3 protein-coding genes, 1 tRNA gene and 2 pseudogenes are annotated in these 4,456 nt (G+C 48.4%); all 6 read left to right on the top strand.

From position 1 onward, the window contains the following. Window positions 1-126: 126 nt before the first annotated feature. Window positions 127-603 (top strand): annotated as a pseudogene (locus CINSTRO3249_RS13125) (sulfatase-like hydrolase/transferase); the annotation flags it as partial. Window positions 604-684: 81 nt separating this feature from the next. After that, window positions 685-761 (top strand) — tRNA-Pro (locus CINSTRO3249_RS13120). A 1,018-nt stretch (window positions 762-1,779) separates the two neighbouring features. Next, window positions 1,780-2,124, top strand: coding sequence for a flagellar transcriptional regulator FlhD (gene flhD, locus CINSTRO3249_RS13115; RefSeq protein WP_074013597.1), 345 nt, complete (start codon window positions 1,780-1,782; stop codon window positions 2,122-2,124). A gap of 4 nt (window positions 2,125-2,128) precedes the next feature. After that, window positions 2,129-2,719 (top strand): flagellar transcriptional regulator FlhC, encoded by a 591-nt coding sequence (flhC, locus tag CINSTRO3249_RS13110; RefSeq protein ID WP_125933194.1) that lies wholly within the window; start codon window positions 2,129-2,131, stop codon window positions 2,717-2,719. Window positions 2,720-2,818: 99 nt separating this feature from the next. Further along, window positions 2,819-3,715 (top strand): annotated as a pseudogene (gene motA, locus CINSTRO3249_RS13105) (flagellar motor stator protein MotA). Then, the gene (locus tag CINSTRO3249_RS13100; RefSeq protein WP_254304367.1) at window positions 3,712-4,332 is read left to right on the top strand and encodes a flagellar motor protein MotB; all 621 of its coding nucleotides are present in this window, start codon (window positions 3,712-3,714) and stop codon (window positions 4,330-4,332) included. The pseudogene motA and the gene CINSTRO3249_RS13100 overlap by 4 nt, the downstream one beginning before the upstream one ends. The last annotated feature ends 124 nt before the right edge of the window (window positions 4,333-4,456 follow it).

Genomic DNA, 4,456 nt, shown 5'->3' with positions numbered 1-4,456 from the left:
TGCTCATGCTGAGTTTCCAGCACTAGATTAACTGCCCGTTCACGGACTTCCGGAGAGTAACGTTTGGTCGTTGTCATAGAGACCTCCACTTTTAAAGTATAGACTCTAATTTATCCGGGGTGATTCAGTTTTGCCCGTTACCAGCCGGAGTGTATTGGTGTCGATCAGGCCTGCAGTAAAGCGCAGCTGATTAATGCGTTTGATAACAGCGTACTGTATACCGATAGTTTTATCGATAAGGTCATCGATCAGGTTCGCGATAAAAAAGCGCTGGTGTTTTATGCCGCTGACCATGGTGAGTCCATCGATGAGAATTATCACCTGCACGGTACGCCGCGCGACATGGCGCCGCCGGAGCAGTTCCGCGTGCCGATGATGGTCTGGGCATCCAACGCTTTTCTGGCAAGCCCCGAGAATCAAGAGGCCTTCGGGCGTCTGCAGGCGCAGCAGCGCGCAGGTGTGGTGCATCGGCATGAAGAATTGTTCGATACCCTACTAGGATGCCTGGGATACCAGTCGCCGAACGGGGGTATCAAAGCGGAAAATAACTGGTGCCAAAACCCCGCTGCATTGCCGCCGGCCGTCGCGGTTAACCAAGGCTGATGGGTTTGTAAACAGTTGACGGCAAATCCTTAAAAAGGGATTGACGCCTGTAGCGCGGCGCAGTAATATGCGCCCGCATTACGGTGAGTGGCGCAGCCTGGTAGCGCAATACGTTCGGGACGTATGGGTCGGAGGTTCGAATCCTCTCTCACCGACCAGATTCAAGCTGTAGCGTGACGCAAAAGCCGCACGTTAAAGCTATCAACAGCGGGCCTGAAAAAGTCCGCTGTTTTTTTTTGTTTTGGCGTGACCGGCTCGTGCTCTCTGGCAAAACGCCCTGGGCGGTGAAAATCGCCAACGCGATGCAGAGTGGACCTTCACTGCGCTGACAATGATTACCCCTGCTTAACCTAAAGCGGCATTGCCGGCGACGATAACGTTCTCCTTGTTCGTCGTCGCCGTTACTATTGAGCACCCAGGCAAATCGACGCCTCAGCGGCGCCATCCTTCGCGTCACCGGTCTGGATTGCGGCGGTGATACAGCGATTAATATCCCGCCACCGGTGAAGTCCTCGTGTTATTACGACAGCCCATTTAGTCCGTCGAAGGAAAAATAAGGTAAAAAGGTTAGCGTTGCTAATTATCGGCGCAAATGATAGCCGATGATTTTAACCGGCTGAACCGATATTTAATTGGCAAAATAGGCGATGATTAAGGCCGTGTTTTTTAATGTAAGTTACAAGTGTGACTAATGACGGGTTAGCGCGTAAAAATACGATTTTTTATTTGTGTTGCAATATAACTAGTATGTATATTGTGTGGTCAATCGCAAGCGTCACAGACCATGTAACATAAATGTCCGTCGATACATTAAATCAGCGGATTATGGATTTACTAATGAGGCAGTGATGTAATTTCTTTTTTTGATCAGTGGCTAAATAATAAAGTGTTAGGCTATTGTACGCCGAATTAGCGCGTAGGATGACTGTTACTTATCATTAATTGTCGCCTGAGATGGATGGCAAAAATATGTTTGCATGGGCGGCGTGGTTAAGATAATAATGCTTTCGGTTAGGCCATTATAAATAGAGCCATAGGTTAGTAATTGCAGAGCTCTTTAATTATTAACATGCTAAGTGTAAATAAGTGCCTGGTGACCGATGTCTCTCTTTAATGCTTTGCGGTCATTAATGCTTAACCCTCCTTCGCTATTAAAATAACAAGGATGCATCGACGATGAGTAGTGATAACCTTCTCAGGAATATACATGAAATAAATCTATCCTATCTCTTACTGGCCCAGGAGCTTATCAAAAAAGATAAGAAGGTGGCGGGATTCCGCCTGGGGGTGGGCGAAGACACGCTCGATAAACTGGCAGGACTATCACTGTCAGAATTGATAAAGCTTGGCGAGATCAATCAGCTTATTTGCCTGTTGCGCCTGGACGACGAGCAGATCATCAATTGCCTGACGCGTGAGTCCCGTGTCGATGAGTTACAGCAGGTCCATACAGGGATTGTGCTGTCTACGCAGTTGCTTAATTCAGCGACTCCCGATCCTACCCGTTCGCTTAAGGAATGATCCCGTGTATAGGAAAAGTATCATGCAGGAATCCAGGGATATACAGCTTGCTATGGAGCTGATAGCGCTTGGCGCCCGGCTGCCCATTCTGGAAAATGAAACCTGCTTGAGCCGCAGTCGGTTGCTGAGATTGTATAAGGAAGTCAAAGGGACGCCGGCACCTAAAGGACTGTTGCCATTCTCCGCTGACTGGTTTTTGTCGTGGGAGCAGAATATCCACTCTTCCGCTTTTTACAACGCCTATCTTTGCCTGATTCGCGTGGGAAATATTCCGACCATTGAGGCAATGATAAAAGCCTACCGGCTGTATCTCGAACTGTGCCCACAGTGCCAGGATGGCGGGCCGGTGCTGGGGTTGACCCGCGCCTGGATATTACTCCGTTTTATCGACAGCCAATTACTGGGTCAAACGCGCTGCAAGCAATGTGGTGGAGCATTCATTACTTATGCTTTTCACCCACCTCATAACTTTGTTTGCAGTTTTTGCCATCCGCCCTCGAGGGCGGTTAAAAAGCGTAAACTTTCCCATGCCGCCGCCGATAACCGCATATATAACTTAAGACAACGGAATATGTGCAATGTAAAGCCATACTGAACAGTGTGATGCACTGAATACCATTTTACACAAACGGATTATTCCATCACTGGCTACAACGTTCATTTTCCAGATGTCACCATCTTGTAAGGGATCACCGTGCTAGTTATCGTTGGTTATATCATTGTGTTTATGTCAATTTTTGGTGGATTTTTGTTGGCTGAAGGACAACTCGGCGCCTTGTTTCAGCCTGCGGAGTTTATGATTATTGTGGGTGCGGGATTAGGTACCTTTATTGTATGAAATAATGGTAATGCTATATATGCTACCTTAAAGTCACTTCCGCGCTTGTTTCATTCATCACGTTATAATAAATCAATGTATATGGATATCATGGCGCTGATGTATCGCCTATTGTCCAAAAGCCGCCAATCAGGATTGATTACGCTGGAAAAAGAAATTGACGATCCTTATAACAGCGTCATCTTCTCTCACTATCCTTCTCTACTTGCCGACAAATCGGTCATCGACTTTCTGGTGGATTACCTGCGTCTGATGGTTAGCGGTAATCTCAACGCTTATGAAATTGAAGCGCTGATGAATGAGGAGATAGAAACGTATGAACAGGAAAATGATATCCCGGTAAATAGCCTGCTGCAGGTGGGCGATGCGTTGCCCGCCTTCGGTATTATTGCGGCGGTGATGGGTGTTGTGAATGCTCTGGCCTCTGCGGATCGGCCCGCCGGCGAACTCGGTGCTTTAATTGCTAATGCGATGGTAGGAACGCTGCTCGGTATTCTCCTGGCCTATGGTTGCGTCATGCCGTTGGGGGCGTTGCTTAAACAGAAAGGCGATGAGCACATTAAGATGTTGCAGTGCATCCGGGTGACATTGCTTTCGAGTTTAAATGGTTATGCGCCGCCGATCGCAATAGAATTTGGCCGTAAGACTCTTTACTCCTCCGAACGCCCCTCCTTCGATGAATTAGAAGCTCACCTGCGCAGAATAAAAAAAGCCTGTCTGACGGAATCTGCTGATATGACGGTCAATTCATGAAAAAGCCTTCACCTCCGGTTGTGATCAAATGGCGCAGGGCGCAGCATGCCAATCATCATGTCGGCTCGTGGAAGATAGCCTATGCCGATTTCATGACCGCGATGATGGCGTTTTTTATGGTTATGTGGATGTTGGGGGCAACGACGCAGCAGCAGCGCGAACAGATAGCCGACTATTTCAAGATGCCGTTGAAAGAGGCGATTACCCACAACGGCAAATTCAATATGGGTCACATTCCGCTGCCGGTTGACACCAACGACGCCACCGGGCCGGCGCGTCTGCGTCAGCGTGAACTGGAACATCAGCGGGATATCCAGCGGCTGAAGAATACCCGCCATCGTCTGGAGCAGATGTTGCGCAACGATCCCCGGCTGCGTGAATTACAACCGAACATGCGCATTACGCTGGTGCAAGAGGGTTTGCGTATTGAAATCATCGACAGCAAAAAAAGGCCGATGTTCACCACCGGCGGCACGGCAATAGCGCCTTATATGCGCAGTATAATGCGTATAATTGCGCCGGTGCTTAACGATTTGCCCAATCGTATAAGCCTGGCCGGACACACGGATAACCAGCCTTACCTTAACGGCATAGGTATCTACACATCAGGGAGGTGAATCACCCCGGATAAATTAGAGTCTATACTTTAAAAGTGGAGGTCTCTATGACAACGACCAAACGTTACTCTCCGGAAGTCCGTGAACGGGCAGTTAATCTAGTGCTGGAAACTCAGCATGAGCA

This window comes from Candidatus Sodalis sp. SoCistrobi (genome assembly GCF_900143145.1).
Lineage (GTDB): Bacteria > Pseudomonadota > Gammaproteobacteria > Enterobacterales > Enterobacteriaceae > SoCistrobi.
The sequence above is the reverse complement of the archived record's forward strand: the minus strand, read 5'-3'. Positions and strand labels throughout refer to the sequence as shown.